The organism is Sandaracinobacter neustonicus (genome assembly GCF_006385875.1).
Lineage (GTDB): Bacteria > Pseudomonadota > Alphaproteobacteria > Sphingomonadales > Sphingomonadaceae > Sandaracinobacteroides > Sandaracinobacteroides neustonicus.
Map to the genome: position 1 here is coordinate 19,437 of NZ_VFSU01000026.1, position 18,064 is coordinate 37,500.

General features: G+C 65.3%; 14 protein-coding genes, 2 tRNA genes and 1 rRNA gene. 16 read left to right on the plus strand and 1 reads right to left on the minus strand.

Features of this window, described 5'->3' with window-relative positions; all coding sequences use genetic code 11:
- The first annotated feature begins 89 nt into the window (after positions 1–89).
- The 12 genes from FJQ54_RS10505 (at position 90) to FJQ54_RS10560 (ending at position 14,359) form a co-directional block, all read left to right on the plus strand.
- Complete coding sequence (locus FJQ54_RS10505; RefSeq protein ID WP_140928377.1) at positions 90–2,312, plus strand: TonB-dependent receptor; 2,223 nt, start codon at positions 90–92, stop codon at positions 2,310–2,312.
- A 443-nt stretch (positions 2,313–2,755) separates the two neighbouring features.
- Positions 2,756–3,340, plus strand: a complete 585-nt coding sequence (plsY, locus tag FJQ54_RS10510; protein ID WP_140928547.1) for a glycerol-3-phosphate 1-O-acyltransferase PlsY — start codon at positions 2,756–2,758, stop codon at positions 3,338–3,340.
- Positions 3,337–4,425, plus strand: coding sequence for a DNA-processing protein DprA (gene dprA, locus FJQ54_RS10515; RefSeq protein WP_328592173.1), 1,089 nt, complete (start codon positions 3,337–3,339; stop codon positions 4,423–4,425). Before plsY ends, dprA begins: the two co-directional genes overlap by 4 nt.
- Before the next feature lie 53 nt (positions 4,426–4,478).
- Positions 4,479–7,010, plus strand: coding sequence for a type I DNA topoisomerase (gene topA, locus FJQ54_RS10520; protein WP_140928378.1), 2,532 nt, complete (start codon positions 4,479–4,481; stop codon positions 7,008–7,010).
- Entirely contained in the window at positions 7,007–9,238 is a 2,232-nt protein-coding gene (locus FJQ54_RS10525) for a ribonuclease R family protein (RefSeq protein WP_140928379.1), read from the plus strand. Before topA ends, FJQ54_RS10525 begins: the two co-directional genes overlap by 4 nt.
- A 645-nt stretch (positions 9,239–9,883) precedes the next feature.
- Positions 9,884–10,054, plus strand: coding sequence for a 50S ribosomal protein L33 (rpmG, locus tag FJQ54_RS10530; protein WP_140928380.1), 171 nt, complete (start codon positions 9,884–9,886; stop codon positions 10,052–10,054).
- A 197-nt stretch (positions 10,055–10,251) separates the two neighbouring features.
- Positions 10,252–10,476: a DUF3572 family protein gene (locus FJQ54_RS17500; protein ID WP_181160099.1), complete on the plus strand. Its 225-nt coding sequence runs from the start codon at positions 10,252–10,254 to the stop codon at positions 10,474–10,476.
- Positions 10,473–11,081: an HAD family hydrolase gene (locus FJQ54_RS10540; protein WP_140928382.1), complete on the plus strand. Its 609-nt coding sequence runs from the start codon at positions 10,473–10,475 to the stop codon at positions 11,079–11,081. The genes FJQ54_RS17500 and FJQ54_RS10540 overlap by 4 nt, the downstream gene beginning before the upstream one ends.
- Complete coding sequence (locus FJQ54_RS10545) at positions 11,078–11,539, plus strand: RidA family protein (protein ID WP_140928383.1); 462 nt, start codon at positions 11,078–11,080, stop codon at positions 11,537–11,539. The genes FJQ54_RS10540 and FJQ54_RS10545 overlap by 4 nt, the downstream gene beginning before the upstream one ends.
- 1 nt (position 11,540) lies before the next feature.
- On the plus strand, positions 11,541–12,692 hold the full coding sequence (locus FJQ54_RS10550) for a GNAT family N-acetyltransferase (protein WP_140928384.1): 1,152 nt from the start codon (positions 11,541–11,543) through the stop codon (positions 12,690–12,692).
- A gap of 81 nt (positions 12,693–12,773) precedes the next feature.
- Positions 12,774–13,556: an acid phosphatase gene (locus FJQ54_RS10555; RefSeq protein WP_235890404.1), complete on the plus strand. Its 783-nt coding sequence runs from the start codon at positions 12,774–12,776 to the stop codon at positions 13,554–13,556.
- 14 nt (positions 13,557–13,570) lie between these two features.
- A complete protein-coding gene (locus tag FJQ54_RS10560; RefSeq protein WP_207790407.1) occupies positions 13,571–14,359 on the plus strand; it encodes an arginine deiminase family protein in 789 nt (262 codons plus the stop codon).
- A 495-nt stretch (positions 14,360–14,854) separates the two neighbouring features.
- Here the strand turns inward: FJQ54_RS10560 and FJQ54_RS10565 are convergent, their stop codons facing one another.
- Positions 14,855–15,139: a hypothetical protein gene (locus FJQ54_RS10565; protein ID WP_140928387.1), complete on the minus strand. Its 285-nt coding sequence runs from the start codon at positions 15,137–15,139 to the stop codon at positions 14,855–14,857.
- Positions 15,140–15,206: 67 nt separating this feature from the next.
- Between FJQ54_RS10565 and FJQ54_RS10570 the strand changes: the two genes are divergently transcribed.
- The 4 genes from FJQ54_RS10570 (at position 15,207) to FJQ54_RS10585 (ending at position 18,009) form a co-directional block, all read left to right on the plus strand.
- Positions 15,207–15,635 (plus strand): CBS domain-containing protein, encoded by a 429-nt coding sequence (locus tag FJQ54_RS10570; protein ID WP_140928549.1) that lies wholly within the window; start codon positions 15,207–15,209, stop codon positions 15,633–15,635.
- Between the two features lie 540 nt (positions 15,636–16,175).
- Positions 16,176–17,660: ribosomal RNA gene (locus tag FJQ54_RS10575) — 16S ribosomal RNA — on the plus strand.
- Between the two features lie 151 nt (positions 17,661–17,811).
- Positions 17,812–17,888 (plus strand) — tRNA-Ile (locus tag FJQ54_RS10580).
- A gap of 45 nt (positions 17,889–17,933) precedes the next feature.
- Positions 17,934–18,009 (plus strand) — tRNA-Ala (locus tag FJQ54_RS10585).
- Positions 18,010–18,064: the final 55 nt, after the last annotated feature.

An 18,064-nucleotide genomic window follows, 5' to 3' on the forward strand; every position in this document is an offset into this window, starting at 1 on the left:
GCTGCTTACTGACTTGCCGCTCGACATTTGTGAAGGGCTGGGGCAGTCCCCGCGGTCTGCCCCCCGGTGGGCGATAGGCTGGAGACGAGATGCGCGCGGTTTGGCTGAGTGGCTTGAGCCTGTTGGCGGTGACCCCGGTTTGGGCAGGCGAGGGGCCTGCGTCTCCGCAGTCGCTGACGATCCTGTCGGCTGATGATTTGTCTCTGCGCGGCGACCCGTGGACGCTGGCACCGGACGCGCGGGTGCCGGGTTTGCTGGGGCTGGCTGTTCCCGGCACCGGCGTGCGCGGCTGGGCGTTGCGGGGGCTATCCAACGCCCGCAGCATCGCGCCGCTCGATCCGGCGCTGGGGGTGTTCGTGGATGGCGTGCCGCTGGGCCGGATCGATGGCGAGGCGTTCGCCCTGTTCGATCTGGATCAGGTGACGGTGCGGCGCGGTGGGCAGGGCGCTTTGCTGGGGCGTGGCACGAGCGCGGGGGCGCTGGATATCCGGCTGGCCGCGCCGGCGAAGGAATTCGGCGGTTTTGTCGGCGGCGCGTGGGGCCAGTGGGACCGCAAGATGGTGCGCGGATCGGTGGATGTGCCGCTGGGCGCGCTGGGGCTGAAGGTTTCCGCCTATGTGTCTGATGACGACGGCGTGGTGCGCAATCGGGTGACCGGCCAGAAGCTGAATGACGAGGACCGCGCCGGAATCCGGCTCGCCGCGCGGCTGACGCCGCTGGAGACGGTCGATTGGGCTGTCGCGGTGGCCTATACGCAGGACAAGGGCGAGAATATCCTGAGCTTCGGCTGCAACCCCGCAGACCCGAGCGCCTGCCGGGGCTGGAGCTCAACCACGGGCATGGTGACGACGCGGATTCGCGGCGGGCAGCCGCAATATTCGCTGCCGGTTTCCGGCGACAAGGCCGATCAGGTGCTGGGCCGGGTGGAGGCGACGACGCTGGTCACGTCGCGGCTGGCGTGGACGGGCGAGGCGCTGGAGGTGGCGCTGATCTCCGGCTTTGTGGACACGCGGGAGAACAGCGGGCTGGATTTCGCCGATGGGCGCGCGCTGCCGACTGCGGCGGTGCCGAACCCGCCGGTGCGCGGCTTCACGAACGGCGGATATGCGGTGCTGACGGACAGCGGTTCGCAGCAGATGAGCCAGGAATTGCGCGTGTCTGGCCGCCTGCTGGACGGTGCGCTGGGCTGGACCGTGGGCGGGCAATTGCTGGACGGCGATGACCGGCTGGACACCGCCGACATGCAGACGCTGGAAAATGGCACCGCCGCCGGGCTGCCGCGCCTGCTGGCGGACCGGGTGGTGCGCAGCAGTAGCAAGGCGCTGGCGGGCTTTGCCGACGCCAGCTTCACCAGCGGCGCGCTGCGGCTGGAAGCGGGGGTGCGCTACACCGACGAGGAGCGGCGGCTGACCTCGCTTTCGCAGTCCGCCTGTGGCCCGGCGGGGTGCCTAAGCCTCGCCACGGTGCCGGGCAAGCTGACGAGCGGGGTGTGGACCCCGCGCGCGGCGGCCAGTTTCGAAGTGATGGACGGGCTGAGCCTGTTTGCCTCTGCCGCGCGCGGCTATCGCCCCGGCGGCTGGAATGTGCGGGCGGTGACTCCGGCGGCGTTCACGGCTTATGCGCCCGAAACGGCCTGGACTTATGAGGGCGGCGTTGCGGCTGCGGCGTTCGAAGGGCGGCTGTCTGCGCGGGTCACCGGCTTCCTGCTGGATGTGCAGGATATGCAGGGCTCCGGCGCGGCGGTGATTGGCGACGTGCCGCAATTCTGGGCGGGCACGCTGGCGGATTACCGCAATCAGGGGGTGGAGCTGGAACTGGGTGCGCAGCCGATCGCCGCGCTGAACCTGCACGCCAATCTGACGGTGCAGAACGCGCGCTATCGCCGCAATGCCGCTGTGGACGCGCAGATCGCGCAGTGCGCGGGCGGCACAGGCCCTTCCACGGCCTGCGGTGTGGGCGCGGTGACAGCGAGTGGCGAACTGGCGGACCCGGCCTTCGCGCCGGACCTGACGGCGGGTTTCGGTGCGCGCTATGATCTGCCGATCCCGACGGCCGGGATCATCTTCTCGCCGAGCGTGGATTTCAGCTGGCGCAGTCGTTTCGAAACCGACACAGCCAACCTGTCCGCCTCCACCGGCGCGCACATGCTGATGGACGCAGCCATCGCCATCGAAACCGACGACAAGGCGTGGCTGATGACGCTGAGCTGCCGCAATTGTCTGGACGAGGATGCGGGCGAAGCGAGCCTGCTGGGCTGGACCTATCCGGTGAACCCGCGCAGCTGGATGGTGACGGCGCGGCGGCAGTTTTAGGCTGGGCTCGTTGTTGTGAGGTGACAGAAACCAAGGGCTCTGCCCTTGGAACCCGGCAGGGAGCTGTGCTCCCTGCACCCACATTTTTAGGGTCATCTGAGAGATTGGGTGGCCGGCTGGGGTTATTGCCTGCGGCGCTTTTGGTTGCGCATGTTTCGCTGTTGCGGATCAGGCCCGGCGGTGACACCCCCTCTCCATCTCTCCCCCTTGCAGGGGGAGAGGGCTTCGGTGCGCCGCAGGCAATGGAATCTGATCACTCGCGCGGCGCTGGAGTTCAGGCGCAACGCAAAGTTAGAGGGTGCAGGGAAATCATTTCCCTGCCGGGTGCAGGGCAGAGCCCTGCCCGCCGGAGGCAAAAAGCTGCCCGCGCGGCGCGCAAAATCTCCACCCCCAAACACCCCGCTTGCGGCCCCCCCGGCGGCGGGGCTACGCTCGCGGGCGTGATGAACCTGCTTCTTTGGGCCGTGATCGGCTATCTTCTGGGCTCCATTCCGTTCGGGCTGATCCTGACGCGCTTGTCTGGCGGGGGGGATATTCGCGATATCGGTTCTGGCAATATCGGCGCGACCAACGTGTTGCGCACGGGCCGGAAGGATATTGCGGCGGCGACTTTGGCGCTGGATGCCGCGAAGGGGGCCGTCGCGGTGTGGCTGGCGGGGCGTTACGGGCCGGAGTTTGCGCCGCTGGTTGCGGCGGTGGGGGCCTTTGCCGGGCATGTGCATCCGGTGTGGCTGAAGTTCAAAGGCGGCAAGGGCGTGGCGACCTTGCTGGGGATTTGCCTGGGCTTCAGCTTCTGGGCGGCGCTGGGGTTTGCGGCGGCCTGGCTGGGGGTGGCGGCGCTGACGCGGATTTCTTCGGTGGGCGGTATGTCTGCCGGGTTCGCGGCGGCGGTGGTGTTGGGGATTGTGGGGCTGCCTTATGCCGGGGCAGTTGTGGCGCTTTTGTCCTTGTGGGTGTTGTGGACGCATCGGGAGAATATCGCGCGGCTGAAGGCCGGGACTGAGCCGCGGATCGGCGCGAAATCTTGAATCTGCTGCCGTCGGCAGAGCGGCAGGCCCGGTTGCGGCTGGCGCGGACGGATGGCGTGGGGCCGGTGGCGTTTCGCCAGCTGATGGCGCGGCATGGCAGCGCGGCGGCGGTGCTGTCGGCGGAGCGTCGGGATTGGGCGGAGACTGGCGCGGCCGAGGCGGAGATGGCGGCGGCCGAGGCGGTAGGCGCGCGGCATGTGTTTTTGGGCGAGGCGGAGTATCCGCCGTTGCTGGCTGAACTGGCCGATCCGCCGCCCTTGTTGCTGATGGCCGGCGATGCGGCGTTGGCGGCGCGGCCCGTGGTGGCGATGGTGGGCGCGCGCAACGCCAGTGCAGCGGGGCGGGCGCTGGCGTTCGAACTGGCGCTGGCGCTGGGCGAGGCGGGCTGGGTGGTGGCCTCCGGGTTGGCGCGCGGGATTGATGCGGAGGCGCATCGCGGGGCGCTGACGACCGGGACGATTGGCTGCGTGGCGGGCGGGGTGGATATTGCTTATCCGCCGGAGAATGCGCCGTTGCAGGAACGGATTGCGGTGGGCGGGCTGATCATCTCGGAACTGCCGCCCGGCACGGAGCCGCAGGCGCGGCATTTCCCGCGCCGCAACCGGCTGATTGCAGGCGTGGCGCGCGGGCTGATCGTGATCGAGGCGGCCGCGGGATCGGGCAGCCTGATCACCGCGCGGCTGGCGGCGGAGGCGGGGCGCGAGGTGATGGCGGTGCCGGGGCATCCGAAGGATCCGCGCTCGGCCGGCGGGAACAATCTAATCCGGCAGGGGGCGGTTCTGGTGGAGACGGCGGCGGATGTGCTGGCGGCGCTGAGCCCGTTCGCGCTGATGGATCAGCCTGCGCGCGAGCCGGTGCGGCCGCGCCGGGCGGCGGCGGTTCGGGCGGCGGCGGTGGCTGAAAGCCCCGTGGATGCGCCACAGGGCGGGCTGCTGGAACTGCTTTCCGTGAGCGGGGTGGCGATGGACGAGGTGGTGCGCGCATCCGGCCTTCCGGCGGCGGACGTGCAGGCGGCGCTCGCCGATCTGGAGATCGAGGGGCAGGTGGTCCGGCTGGCGGGCGGCAGGGTCGCCCGGCTGGCCTAGGTTGTTTTGGGGCGGGGGCATCGCTATGTCGCGCCCCCCAAGAAGGGATTGTAATGGATCTGGTCATCGTCGAGTCGCCGGCCAAGGCCCGGACGATCGAAGGATATCTCGGCGGAAACGCGAAGGTTCTCGCGAGCTTCGGCCATGTGCGCGACCTGCCCGCCGTGGATGGCAGCGTGGACCCCGCGCATGATTTTGCCATGCAGTGGGAGGTGTCTGCCGATCGCTCGAAGCAGCTGAAGGCGATCACCGATGCCGCCAAGGCTGCCGACCGTGTGGTGCTGGCGACCGACCCTGATCGCGAGGGGGAGGCGATCAGCTGGCATCTGGCCGAAGTGCTGCGGCAGAAAAAGGCGGTGCCCAAGGGGGGGATGCAGCGCATCACCTTCAACGCCATCACCAAGGATGCCGTGAAGGCGGCGATGGCCGCCCCGCGCGATATCGATCAGCCGCTGGTGGATGCCTATCTGGCGCGCCGGGCGCTGGATTATCTGGTTGGGTTCACCCTCTCCCCCGTGTTGTGGCGCAAGCTGCCCGGCGCGAAGAGTGCGGGGCGCGTGCAATCGGTGGCGCTGCGGCTGATCGTGGAGCGCGAGCGCGAGATCGAAATCTTTACCCCGCAGGAGTATTGGACGGTGGAGGCCAGCATGAAGGCCGCCTCCGGCCATATGTTCCCCGCGCGGCTGACGGCGCTGGCAGGCAAAAAGCTGGACAAGTTCGGCCTGCCCACCGAGGCGAACGCGGAAGAGGCGCGCGCCATCGTGGAGGCCGCGAGCTTCTCCGTTTCGGCGGTGGATCTGAAGACGGTGGTGCGCAATCCTGCCCCGCCCTTCACCACATCGACCTTGCAGCAGGAAGCCTCGCGCAAGCTGGGGCTGGGCGCGCAGCAGACGATGCGCACGGCGCAGACGCTGTATGAGGCCGGGCACATCACCTATATGCGGACCGACGGCGTGGCGATGGACGGCAGCGCCATCAACGCCGCGCGCGACATGGTGATGGAGCGCTATGGCCGGGATTATGTGCCGGAACGCCCCCGCGCTTACTCGGTGAAGGCGAAGAATGCGCAGGAGGCGCATGAAGCGATCCGCCCGACCAACTTCACCAAGACGGCGGGCGGGCTGCACCTGTCTGACATGGAAGCGCGGCTGTATGATTTGATCTGGAAGCGGGCGGTTGCCTCGCAGATGGCATCCGCCCAGCTGGAGCGCACCACGGTGGACCTGCTGGCGGATGACGGCAGCGCCGAACTGCGCGCGACCGGAACCGTGGTGGTGTTTCCGGGGTTCCTCACGCTCTATGCCGAAGGCACGGACGATCTGGATGAAGAGGATGGCAGCCGCCTGCCCAAGCTGCTCGCCGGGGAGCGGCCGCAGACGCAGGAGGTGACGAAGGCGCAGCATTTCACCCAGCCGCCGCCGCGCTATTCCGAAGCGTCGCTGGTGAAGCGGATGGAGGAGCTGGGGATCGGCCGGCCGTCCACCTATGCCTCGATCATTCAGGTGCTGAAGGATCGCGACTATGTGGTGCTGGAACAGAAGCGCTTCCGCCCGCAGGAGAAGGGACGGCTGGTGACAGCCTTCCTTGAGCGTTTCTTTGAGCGCTATGTCGGCTATGATTTCACCGCGGGCCTTGAAGGCCAGCTCGACGATATTTCGGCGGACAAGGCGAGTTACCTGCAGGTGCTTCGTGACTTCTGGGCGGATTTCCAGCCGCGCGCGGAGGATGTGAAGGCGCAGAAGCCGTGGGACGTGGAAAAGGCGCTCGATGAGTATCTGGCCCCGCACCTGTTCCCGCCGCGCGCCGATGGCGGCGATCCGCGCGCCTGCCCCAGCTGCGGCGACGGGCGGCTGGCGCTGAAAGTGGGCAAGTTCGGGCCGTTCATCTCCTGCTCCAACTATCCCGAGTGCAAATTCACCCGGCAGTTTGCGAGCGCCAACGGCGACGATGCCGGGCCTTCGACACTGGGCGATGATCCGGCGACGGGCCTGCCGGTGGAGGTGAAATCGGGCCGCTTCGGCCGCTATGTGCAATCGGGCGAGAAGCGCAGCTCCATCCCAAAGGACATGGGCGACCTGGATCTGCCCGGCGCGCTGAAGCTGCTGAGCCTGCCGCGCGAGGTGGGGCTGCACCCGGAGACGGGGCTGCCCATCGTGGCGAACCTTGGCCGTTACGGCCCCTATCTGCTGCACGACGGCAAATATGCGAATCTGAAGGACACGGCCGACCTGTTCGAGATCGGCATGAACGCAGCCGTGGTGAAGCTGGCGGAACCGAAGGGCGGGCGTGGGCAGCGCACGCCTGCCGAGCCGCTGGCGGTGCTGGGCGCGCACCCGGAAACCGGGGTTGAAGTGAAGGTGCTGAACGGGCGGTTCGGCCCCTACATCACCGATGGCAGCGTGAATGCGAACGTGCCCAAGGCCACGGACCCGAAGGCGGTGACGCTGGAGCAGGCGGTGGAATTGCTGGCCGAGCGGGCGGCGCGTGCGCCTGCCAAGGGCAAGAAGAAGGCGCCTGCCAAGAAAGCCCCGGCGAAGAAGCCTGCGGCGAAGAAAGCTGCTCCGAAAAAGAAGGCCTCCGCTTGAGCCTGCCCGACCGGGAGGCGATCCTCGCCTTCATCCGGCAGACGCCGGGCGCTGTCGGCAAGCGCGAAATCGCCCGCGCCTTCGGCCTGCACGGCGAACAGCGCGACGCGCTGAAGCAGTTGCTGGCGGAGATGCAGGAGGATGGGCTGCTGGACAGCGGGCCCGGCCGTTCGCTGCACCGCGCGGGGCATCTGCCGCGCGTGACGGTGCTGGTCGTGCAGTCGGCTGACGCGGGCCGGGTGATCGCCTCGCCGGAGAAGTGGGAGGGCGAAGGCCCGCCGCCGCGCGTGCTGATCGGCGCGGGCAGTGGCCGCCCGGGCGCGACCCGGCGCGAACGGTTTGAAGCGGGCGACCGGCTGCTGACGCGGATCGAGGGCGAGCCGCCGAAATATCTGGGCACCGTCATCAAGAAGATCGCGCGCGGGCAAACCACGATCATGGGCATCGTCCGCAAGGATGAGCGCGGCGGGCTGATGCTGCGCCCGCTGGATAAGCGCGAGCGGCGCAGCTGGCCGATTCATCACAGCGTGGACGTGCTGCCCGGCGAAATGGTGCGGGCGGAACTGAAAGGCTCCGGCACGCGCACGGCGGCGCATGTCACCGCCCGGTTGGGCGACCCGTTTGCCGCTGACGCCTCTTTGTCGGACATTGCGATTGCGGAAAAAGGCATCCCTTCCGAATTCCCTGATGATGTGTTGCGCGAAGCCGAGCGCGCCTCCCGGCTGTGGGCCGGGGTGGAGCAGGGCGAGGATCATAAGCGCGAGGACTGGCGCGACATCCCCCTCATCACCATCGATCCGACAGACGCGCGCGACCATGACGACGCCGTCTGGGCCGAGCCGCATGACGGCGGCTGGACGCTGCTGGTGGCCATCGCTGACGTCAGCTGGTTCGTATTGCCCGGCAGCCCGCTGGACCGGCAGGCGTTTGATCGCGGCAACAGCGTCTATTTTCCCGATCAGGTGGTGCCGATGCTGCCCGAAGCGCTGTCGGCAGACGCCTGCAGCCTGAAGGCCGGAACCGACAAGGCCGTGCTGGCGGCGCGCATGGAGGTGGGCAAGGACGGCGAGATCATCGGCGCGTCGTTCCACCGCGCGCGGGTGCGGATCGCCGCCAATCTTGCCTATGAGGAAGCGCAGGCGGTGATGGACGGCCGCGCCGACAATGCGTTGAAAGAGCCGGTGCTGGAGCCGCTGTGGGCCTGCTGGCATGCGCTGGCCAAGGCGCGCGCCAAGCGGGAGCCGCTGGAGCTGGACCTGCCGGAAAAGCGTGTGATTCTGGACGGTGAAGGCCGGGTGAAGGGTATCGCGGTGCGCGAGCGCTTCGACGCGCACCGGGTGATCGAGGATATGATGATCGCCGCCAATGTCGCCGCCGCGAAAGCGCTGGAAGCGAAGAAGGCCCCGGTGATGTATCGCGACCATGAAGTGCCGTCGCGTGAGAAGCTGAACAGCCTGAAGGAATATCTGGCCACCCTGCGCATCAGCTTCGCGCTTGGGCAGGTGATCAGGCCCGCCACCTTCAACCAGATCACCAAAAAGGCCGAAGGTCGGCCGGACGCCACCGAAATCTCCGAAGCGGTGCTGCGCAGCCAGACGCAGGCCTATTATTCCCCGCGCAACGAAGGGCATTTCGGCCTCGCGCTGGGCAGTTACGCGCATTTCACCTCGCCCATCCGCCGCTATTCCGACGTGCTGGTGCACCGCGCCCTCGTCAGCGCCTACAAGCTGGGGCCGGGCGGCCTGCCGGACGGATCGGACAAGCGCTTCGCCGCCATCGGCGAGCATATCAGCTTCACCGAACGCCGCGCCATGGAGGCCGAGCGCGAAACGCTGGACCGCTATATCGCCCGCCACCTCGGCAATCATGTGGGGCAGGTGGTGCGCGCCCGAATCTCCGGCGTGCAGGCCTTCGGCTTTTTCGCCACCGTGGACGGAATCGGCGGCGACGGCCTCGTGCCCGTGAGTGCGCTGGGCGAGGAACGCTTCCGATTCGACGAAGCCGGGCGTTATCTGGAAGGGGCGGAATCCGCCACCCGCTACGCCCAAGGTCAGCGGCTGGAGCTGCGGCTGGAAGAAGCCGACCCGGTGACGGGCAGCTTGCGCTTCTCCATCCCGGGTGTGGAGCCCTCTGAACGGCATGTATCCCGCATCCGCCGCGATGGGCGCGGGGGCGGTGCGAAACGTGGCGGGCCGCCGCCGGGGGTGCGGCGCGGGCGGAAGCGGTAGCTTGGCGCGCTGAGCGGGGATGGGGGCTTTTGCGCGCTGCGCGTGGAACTTGGACCTTCGGTTTTTTGCCTCCGGCGGGCAGGGAAATGATTTCCCTGCACCCTCTAACTTTGCGTTGCGGCCTACCCGTCGCGCCGTGTGTGTGATCAGATTCGATTGCCTGCGGCGCTACGCCGCTCTCTCCCCCTGCAAGGGGGAGAGATGGAGAGGGGGTGTCAACGCCGGGCCTGATCCGCTGACATTCCGACAAATACAACCGTCACCCCGGACTTGATCCGGGGTCCAGCTGGTCTTCGGCAACGTCAGAACAGAAAAGCGGGGCCCCGGATCAAGTCCGGGGCGACGAGTGGAAAAGTGGCGGGCAGCCCTCAAAGCGCCGCAGGCAACAACCCTAACCTCGCGCCAAGCGGATGGCCCCCACCCCAACCCCTCCCCTAAAGGAGGAGGGGCTAAAAAAAACGTTGGGGGTGCAGGGGAATCATTCCCCTGCCGAGGGAGTTTGAGGGAGCAGAGCTCCCCCAACAGCAACCTCACCGCCCCCACACCGCCCACCGGGCTTGACCTTGCGGGTGATTCTGCCTTAAGGCCGCGCCCTTTCCCGGAAGGCTGTGCCTGCCGGGCCTTATTTTTTGGTTCGAGGACATCATGGCGAAGCCGACGACGGTCAAGATCAAGCTGGTGAGCACGGCGGAAGAATCGGGTTACTATTATGTGACCAAGAAGAACCCGCGCACGCAGACCGAGAAGCTGTCTTTCCGCAAATATGACCCCGTCGTGCGCAAGCATGTCGAGTTCAAGGAAGCGAAGATCAAGTGAAGTCGGCTGCGATCAGCGCGCAGCGCTGACTCGCAGACTCGACGAAACGATCGGCCGGCCGGGCGATGGCCCTCAGGCCATCGAACCGGTCCGACGTCACGGCGCGGCTTTGCCGCGCCTTTTCTTTTTCCTTTCGTTCTCTGCCCGTGCATCCCGCCGCTTGGCCCCTGCCCTCAGGCCCGCTACAGCCCAACTCCATGGATGCCACGCTCGCCTTGCAGGCCCTCGCCGCGATCATTGCCGACGAGCCTTTGCGCGAGCGATTTCTGGCGCTGACCGGCTATGACGGCGACACCATCCGTGCCCGCGCCGGTTCGGCGGATATGGCGCAGGCGGTTTCGGAGTTCCTTTCTGGCCATGAGCCGGACCTGTTGCGGATTGCCGGGACGCTGGGCGTGAAGCCGGAGGCGCTGACAGCATGAAGCCGATCCTGATCCTCGACTGCGACGAGGTGATTCTGGAGTTTGCCGGGCCGTTCCAGCGCTGGCTGCGCGACGCGCATGACATCGAACTGCGCTTCGACAGTTTCGCGCTGGCGGGCAATATGCGCCACCTGTCTGACGGGCGGCTGGTGGAGATGGCGGATTTCCCCCCGCTGCTGGATGGGTTTTTCGCCGAAGGACAGCATTTGCAGCTGCCCGCCGAACAGGCGCTGGAATCGCTGACTGAACTGCGGCGCGACATGGATATCGTGGTGCTGACGAACATTCCGGCCGCCTATCGCGACATCCGCACTGAGATGCTGCACGGGCTGGGGCTGGATGTGCCGGTGCATGCCAATGATGGCCCAAAGGGCCGGATGATCAAGGAACTGGCGGGCGACCGCCGTGCCGTGTTCGTGGATGATCTGCCGCCGCATCATGAAAGCGCGGCCAAACATGCGCCGCATGTGGGCCGCCTGCACATGGTGGCCGACGAGCAGCTGCGCGGGCTGATCCCGGCTGCGCCGCATGCGCATGTGCGAATGGACCGCTGGGCCGATGCCCGGCACTGGATCAGCGACTGGATGGAAGGACGTAACGCATGAGCATTGAAGACCGGCTGAAGGAACTGGGCCTCGAACTGCCCGCCGCAGCCGCCCCGGTCGCCTCTTATGTGCCCGCGGTTGAGGCGGACAATATGCTCTATGTGTCTGGCCAGATCAGCTTTGCGGCGGACGGCAGCCTGATCAAGGGTCGTCTGGGCGAGGATATGGATGTGGCGGCCGGGCAGGCGGCGGCCGAACGCTGCGCGCTGATGATCATCGCGCAGGTGAAGCAGGCGCTGGGCGGCAGCCTTGGCCGGGTGGAGCGGATCGTGAAGCTGGGCGTGTTCGTGCAGTGCACGCCGGATTTCACGCAGCAGCCGGAAGTGGCGAACGGCGCGTCTGACCTGTTCGTGACGGTTTTCGGCGAGGCCGGGAAACATGCGCGCGCGGCCGTGGGTGTGCCCGCTTTGCCGCGCGGGGTGGCGGTGGAAGTGGATGCCGTCATCCAGCTGCGCTGAGATGACGGAGGCCGTCGCCCGTCTCGTGGGGGCCGCGACGGATATCGCGGCGGCCGACTGGGACGGGCTGGCGGGCCGGGACAATCCCTTTGCCTGCCACGCCTTTGCAACCGCGCTGGAGGAGTCGGGCAGCGCCTCCACCCGCGCCGGGTGGCAGCCTTTGCATATCGTGGTGGATGGGCCGGATGGCCGCCCGGCGGGGATTTTGCCCGGCTATCTGAAAAGCCACAGCCAGGGCGAATATGTGTTCGATCATGGCTGGGCGGACGCCTGGCACCGGTCCGGGCTGAATTATTACCCGAAATTGCAGCATGCGACGCCCTTCACCCCCTGTTCGGCCCCGAAGCTGCTGGCGCGGGACCCGCAGGCGCGAGCGCTGCTGATCGCCGCGAGCGAAACTCTGGTGGGCAATCATGAATTGTCCGGCGCACACGCCACCTTCCTGACGGATGCAGACGCCGACAGTTTCGAGGCCGTAGGCTGGATGGAGCGCAATGACATCCAATATCATTGGCTGAATGCGGGCTATGCGGGGTTCGACGATTATCTGGGGGCGCTGGCGTCTAAAAAGCGCAAGGTCTTGCGCAAGGAGCGGGAGGCGGCGCTGTCTGCCGTCGACGAAATCGTCTGGCTGACGGGCAGCGACCTGACGGAATCGGCATGGGACAGCTTTTGGGATTTCTATCAGGACACCGGCAGCCGCAAATGGGGCCGTCCCTATCTGACGCGCGACTTCTTCAGCCTGATCGGCGAGCGAATGGCGGATCGCATCCTGCTGATACTGGCGATGCGCGGCGGCCGCGCCATTGCCGGCGCGTTGAACTTTCTGGGGCATGACACGATCTTCGGCCGCCAATGGGGCTGCACGGAGGAGGTGCCCTTCCTGCATTTCGAGCTGTGCTACCATCAGGCGATCGACTTTGCCTGCCAGCATGGGTTGTCGCGCGTGGAGGCGGGGGCGCAGGGGCAGCACAAGATCGCGCGCGGTTATCGGCCGGTGCTCACCCGCTCCATGCATTTCATCCGCGATGCGCGGTTCCGCGAGGCGGTGGCGGATTTTCTGGCCCGCGAACGCCCGGCGCTGGCGGCGGAAGCGCTGGCGTTGGCGGAAGGGCTGCCGTTCCGGACGGAGGCGGAATTGCCGATTGCATGAAAGCGCGCAATCCGGGCAGGGATGTCGAGGCATGGGCTGCCCGGTTCAGGGCGGACAATGGGTTTGAAGGGGGAAAATAGGATGATCCGGCACAGGAAATTCGGCGCGATCGCGATGCTGGCGTTGCTGGGGGCGTGCGCCACGACCGCGCCCGCGCCGCTGGTGCCACCTGTGACGGTGGCGGCGGTGGGGCAGATCAGCCCAGCGCTGCCTTATCCGAAGGGCTATCTGGCACCGTCCGCTTTGCCGGACAGTCTGGCGCTGCTGCCGCCGCCGCCCGCGCCGGGAAGTGTGGCCATGGAGGCCGATCAGGAGGCTTTCCGTGAAGGAGTCGCGGCCTCGCCCGAGCGATTCGCGCTCGCCACGTCCGACGCCGACCTGCACTGGCCGCATGCGGTGCAAAGCTATGAGCAGGTGGTGGGCTTCTCCCTGTCTGACGGGACGAAGCCGCACACCGAAATGTTGCTGCGCCGCGCGCTGACGGATGCTGCGATGTCCACCAGCAAGGCCAAGGCCAATTATCAGCGCGTGCGCCCCTTCGTGCTGAACAAGGTGCAAAGCTGCACCCCGGCCGACGAAGCCTCGCTCAGCAAGGACGGCTCCTACCCGTCTGGCCATACCGCCATCGGCTGGATGCTGGCGCTGGTGCTGACGGACCTTGTGCCCGCGAAAACGGACGCGTTGCTGAAGCGCGGCTATGAGTTTGGCGACAGCCGGATCGTCTGCCGCGTGCACTGGAAAAGCGACACGGTCGCCGGGCGTGTGATGGCCTCTGCCACCTTCGCGCGGCTGCAGGCGGACCCGGTGTTTCAGGCGCAGCGAGAGCTGGCGCGGGCGGAACTGGCGAAGCAGGCGGCGCGCTGAGGATGCGCGCGGCCATGCGAGTGTTCGATTTCAACCGCGCCATCGCGCGCACCCCCGGCGAAACGGTGATCCACGGCCTGCGTGCGGGGGATCAGCCAGACCCGAGCTTCGAAGGCGTGTTGCGCGAACATGCGGCTTACCTCGCCGCACTGCGTTCGGCGGGGGTTGAAGTGACGTTATTGCCTGCGCTGCCGGAGTTTCCCGATTCGATGTTCGTGGAGGATCCGGCGCTCGTCTTTCCCGAAGGCGCGATCCTGTTGCGGCCGGGTGCGCCCAGCCGTGAACATGAAGCGGCCCATCTTGCGCCCGAACTGAACAGCCATTTCGCTGAGGTGCTGGACCTGCCCGAAGGCCATGCCGACGGCGGCGACGTGCTGCTGACCCCGGGCGGCCGCGTGTTCATCGGCCTGTCCGCGCGCACGGATGCCGCCGGCGCGGCAGCGTTGATCCGACAACTGGATCGGCTGGGCTACAAGGGCGAGATCGCCCACACCCCGCCCGGCACGCTGCACCTGAAAACCGCCTCGTCGCTGATCGACGAGGAGACGATTCTCGCGACCGAGGCACTGGCCGCCAGCGGGGTGTTCAACGGCTTCCGCGTGCTGACCGTGCCAGCGGGCGAAGAAGGTGGTGCCAATGTGCTGCGCGCCAACGCCCACTTGCTGACCGGCAACCGCTATCCCCGGACACTGGAGATGCTGGACCGATTCGGCGCGAAGCTGATCCCGCTGGAGGTGGAACAGATCAGCCGAATCGACGCCGGGCTGACGTGTATGTCGTTGCGGTGGTGGGCTGGGGTGTAGGGTTGGGGGGCGGCGCTCGGGGCGTTTTTTGCCTCCGGCGGGCAGGGAAATGATTTCCCTGCACCCTCTGACTTTGCGTCGCGCTCCACTCCAGCGCCGTGCAAGTGATCAGATTCGATTGCCTGCGGCGCTACGTGGCTTTCTCTCCCCGTTGGGGAGAGAGGTGGAGAGAGGGGGGCAACGTTGGGCCTGATCCACCAGCTTCCCCACCCCACCCGCTCAGCCTGAGCTTGTCGAAGGCCCCAGAGAAGCCCACCAACCTCTCCACCCACCTCTCCGCCCGTCACACCGGACTTGATCCGGGGTGACGGGTGGAGCACGCCCCAAAGCGCCGCAGGCTATCAAACATCCGCCAGCCCAACCTCGCCGATGGACCTGATAATGTGGGTGCAGGGAGCACGGCTCCCTGCCGGGGTGAAGGGGCAGAGCCCCTTCGAGTCTGTGTTTGTCGCCATTCGGCGGCCGACGCGCAAAGCCGCTACGGTCGATTCGCGATCAGGTGTCGGAATTGTTGGCGTCTTCGTCTGCGCCGCTGGCGGAGGAGAAGAAGGCGAGGCCCATGAGGGCGGCTGTGAGCATCAGCGAGCCGATGATGGCGAAGATGACGGCCCCGATGAAGGGGAGCGGGGTTGGGGTTCCGGTGAGTCGGAAGACGATGAAGGCGAGCGCGGTGACCAGCAGGCTGGCGGCGGCGGCGGCTTTCATGAGGCGCGCGAATCGGATGCGGGCTTGCGCGAGTCGCTGTTCGCGATTGCGGGGGATTTGGGGGCCGGGGTTCATGCCTTTTCAATTCTCCCCTTTTGAGCGACATTCAAGGCGGGAGAAGAGGGAAAGGAGGGTGCCGGTGATGGCGATTGCGTCCATTTTGCGGGGCAAGGGCTCCGATGTTGCGGCGGTTGAGCCTGATTCGACGATTTCCGAGGTGGTGGAGCGGCTGGTTCAGCGGCGAATCGGCGCTTTGCTGGTGATCGAGCTGGGGGAACCGGTGGGAATCGTGTCGGAGCGGGATGTGGTGCGTTGTCTGGGTTTGCATGGGGCGGAGGCGCTTCACATGCGCGCGCGCGACGTGATGACCGCGCCGTTGATCACGATTTCGCCGGACGATTCGATCCCCGATGCGATGGAATTGATGACGGATCGGCGGATTCGGCACCTTCCCGTGCTCGATTCGGGGCGTTTGGTGGGCCTTGTTTCGATCGGAGACCTAGTGAAGCGCCGGATCGAGGAGGCGGAGCAGGAAGCCTCTGCTTTGAAGGATTATATTACGACGGCTTGAAACTGATCGAAAATTGCGTAAATCTGGGCGTCTGGCCCGGTTTCCGAGCTCGTCGCGAAAAAAGTGACGGTTTGGCGAAGGTGTTGGAAAAAACTTGTTGACCGGGGCGGCGGCCATCGCCATAAGCCGCCTCACAGTCGACGGCGACAACGACGGCAGGCGCTACGGTGCCTCGCCGGGTTTTCCAGTCTCGGGGTTCTGCCTCGGTCGGAAAACTTCCTCGGAAGAGGGACCGTGTTGCTGTTGAGCTCTCAACAAGCCGAGAGGTTTGGCCGGTAAGTCTAACAGACCGGTGAGGGTATCTGTCGCTCTTTCTCATTGTTGGTTTAGATGAAGGGACATGTGGACGGCGGTCCCACGTCCGAGGCTTCAAGGCTCGGTGTCGTGGTACTAAGTTCGTCTATATGTCTCAACGCATACGCTTGTGGAGGCCGATTGAGAAATTGGCTTCAATACAAAGTTAGTAGACGTTGTGCAGAAGATGAGCTCCTTGAAACGGGCTTTCATTCGGAAATTCCATCCGGGTGATTGTTCGGAAATGAACTTGAGAGTTTGATCCTGGCTCAGAACGAACGCTGGCGGCATGCCTAACACATGCAAGTCGAACGAGACCTTCGGGTCTAGTGGCGCACGGGTGCGTAACACGTGGGAATCTGCCCTGAGGTTCGGAATAACACAGAGAAATTTGTGCTAATACCGGATGATGTCGCAAGACCAAAGATTTATCGCCTTTGGAGGAGCCCGCGTAGGATTAGGTAGTTGGTGGGGTAAAGGCTCACCAAGCCGACGATCCTTAGCTGGTCTGAGAGGATGATCAGCCACACTGGGACTGAGACACGGCCCAGACTCCTACGGGAGGCAGCAGTGGGGAATATTGGACAATGGGCGAAAGCCTGATCCAGCAATGCCGCGTGAGTGAAGAAGGCCTTCGGGTTGTAAAGCTCTTTTACCCGGGAAGATAATGACTGTACCGGGAGAATAAGCCCCGGCTAACTCCGTGCCAGCAGCCGCGGTAATACGGAGGGGGCTAGCGTTGTTCGGAATTACTGGGCGTAAAGCGCACGTAGGCGGTTTCTTAAGTCAGAGGTGAAAGCCCGGGGCTCAACTCCGGAATTGCCTTTGAAACTGGGAAACTTGAACACGGGAGAGGTGAGTGGAATTCCGAGTGTAGAGGTGAAATTCGTAGATATTCGGAGGAACACCAGTGGCGAAGGCGGCTCACTGGACCGTTGTTGACGCTGAGGTGCGAAAGCGTGGGGAGCAAACAGGATTAGATACCCTGGTAGTCCACGCCGTAAACGATGAAGACTAGCTGTCGGGGCACTTGGTGCTTCGGTGGCGCAGCTAACGCATTAAGTCTTCCGCCTGGGGAGTACGGCCGCAAGGTTAAAACTCAAAGGAATTGACGGGGGCCTGCACAAGCGGTGGAGCATGTGGTTTAATTCGAAGCAACGCGCAGAACCTTACCAGCGTTTGACATGGTAGGACGACTTCCAGAGATGGATTTCTCCCTTCGGGGCCTACACACAGGTGCTGCATGGCTGTCGTCAGCTCGTGTCGTGAGATGTTGGGTTAAGTCCCGCAACGAGCGCAACCCTCGTCCTTAGTTGCAACCATTCAGTTGTGCACTCTAAGGAAACTGCCGGTGATAAGCCGGAGGAAGGTGGGGATGACGTCAAGTCCTCATGGCCCTTACGCGCTGGGCTACACACGTGCTACAATGGCGGTGACAGTGGGTTGCCACCTCGCGAGAGGGCGCTAATCCCAAAAAGCCGTCTCAGTTCGGATTGCACTCTGCAACTCGAGTGCATGAAGGCGGAATCGCTAGTAATCGCGGATCAGCATGCCGCGGTGAATACGTTCCCAGGCCTTGTACACACCGCCCGTCACACCATGGGAGTTGGATTGACCCGAAGGCAGTGGGCTAACCCGCAAGGGAGGCAGCTGACCACGGTCGGTTCAGCGACTGGGGTGAAGTCGTAACAAGGTAGCCGTAGGGGAACCTGCGGCTGGATCACCTCCTTTCTAAGGATCGTGTGGATCAACCGAATGCCTGGCATTCATATGGTTTCCACATTTCCGAAGAATATGCCGCCGTCCTCATGTCCCTTCATCCTGAAACACGCATTGATCGCTGGATCATCGCAAGATGGTCGTGATCAGTTGCAAGAGGCTTGGGCTAGTAGCTCAGTTGGTTAGAGCACACGCTTGATAAGCGTGGGGTCGGAGGTTCGAGTCCTCCCTGGCCCACCATACCTCTGGGTTGCTAAACCCCTAGGAGGTCATCCTCTGGAAAAAGGGGCCTTAGCTCAGTTGGGAGAGCGCTAGCTTTGCAAGCTTGAGGTCGTCGGTTCGATCCCGACAGGCTCCACCATTCTTGGGTAATGGCTTCCATGTTTCAGGACGAAGAGAAGATGGTTCCTGCGCTT